Source organism: Geofilum sp. OHC36d9, from assembly GCF_052400685.1.
Classification (GTDB): Bacteria; Bacteroidota; Bacteroidia; order Bacteroidales; family Marinilabiliaceae; genus CAZHHH01.
Map to the genome: position 1 here is coordinate 1 of NZ_JBQTGJ010000042.1, position 1,260 is coordinate 1,260.

A 1,260-nucleotide genomic window follows, 5' to 3' on the forward strand; every position below is an offset into this window, starting at 1 on the left:
GAGCAAACAGCCAATATTGACGCTTCAGATACCCGAAATTGGAACGAAGGAGCTGGTTTTTCGCCCATTGGTAACAGCACAACCAGGTTTACGGGAAACTACAACGGGAAAGGTTATACGATAGATGGACTAACCATTAATCGTTCATTAACTAATTATGTTGGCCTATTTGGTTCTGCCAGTGGTGTAAGCATTGATAGTTTAGGGCTTACGAATGTTGATATACAAGGAGGGGATTATGTCGGTGGTTTGGTAGGACGTAATTCTTTAACATCACAGGTCAATAATAGTTACTCCACGGGTTCTGTTTCGGGGAGTTATTCTGTAGGAGGATTGATAGGACTTAATTCTTCTTCATCATCAGTTAATAATAGTTATTCCACCGGTTCGGTTTCCGGAGATAATAATGCTGGTGGCCTGGTAGGATCTAATTCTTTTTCTTCATCATCAGTCAATAATAGTTATTCCATTGGCTCGGTTTCTGGCAGTTCTGATGTAGGTGGCTTGGTAGGATTTAATGATTATTCATCAACAATAAGCAATAGTTATTATAATAGCGAAACAAGTGGTCAATCTTCCGGTTTGGGTTCCGATGATAGTAACAGTCAAACAGTAACGGCACTCACCACGGCCCAAATGAAGCAAAGCAGTCGTTTTACCGGATGGGATTTTGAAAATAATTGGGAAATTACTGAGGGGATTTCTTTTCCGCGCTTGATTAATGTGGCAGATGCGCCTGTTATTTTACCTGTTTTTAAAAAGATAGCCAAAGTAAATGTCGAATATCTTGATACCATACAAGTGGTAACCATGGATAACCCGGATGTGAGCCTGAAGTTACTAAAGTCACCTGATGGCATGTCATTGCTGCAGGACAGTATTCTTAGTTGGACACCAACGGTATTGGGCGATTACGAAGTCGAGATAATGGTAAGCGATGGCGAATTGATGAGTAATACCATGGATGTGACCATTACAGTCGGGCAAAATGTTTCTATTCACGCAACAGAGCAAAATACAACGGCCATCAATGTTTACCCCAATCCGGCTACCACCGTCATAACGGTAACAGGAAGCACCGGTGTTGCAAGTTTTTATAATATAGACGGGACAAAAGTGCTGGTTCAGGATTTAAGCCAGAGCAATCGCATTAATATATCAGCATTCTCCAGCGGGGTATATATGTTAAGTGTGGATGGCATTATTATTAAAGTGGTTATTAAATAAGTCCATTTTTCAAAAACACCAAAAATCCGGTCT

The 1,260-nt window shown here is 40.6% G+C and carries 1 protein-coding gene; it reads left to right on the plus strand.

Annotated elements, in window-relative coordinates; translation table 11 throughout:
• The coding region (locus tag ACT3CD_RS17200; RefSeq protein ID WP_444646904.1) for a GLUG motif-containing protein at positions 1–1,227 on the plus strand (1,227 nt) is incomplete at its 5' end.
• Positions 1,228–1,260: the final 33 nt, after the last annotated feature.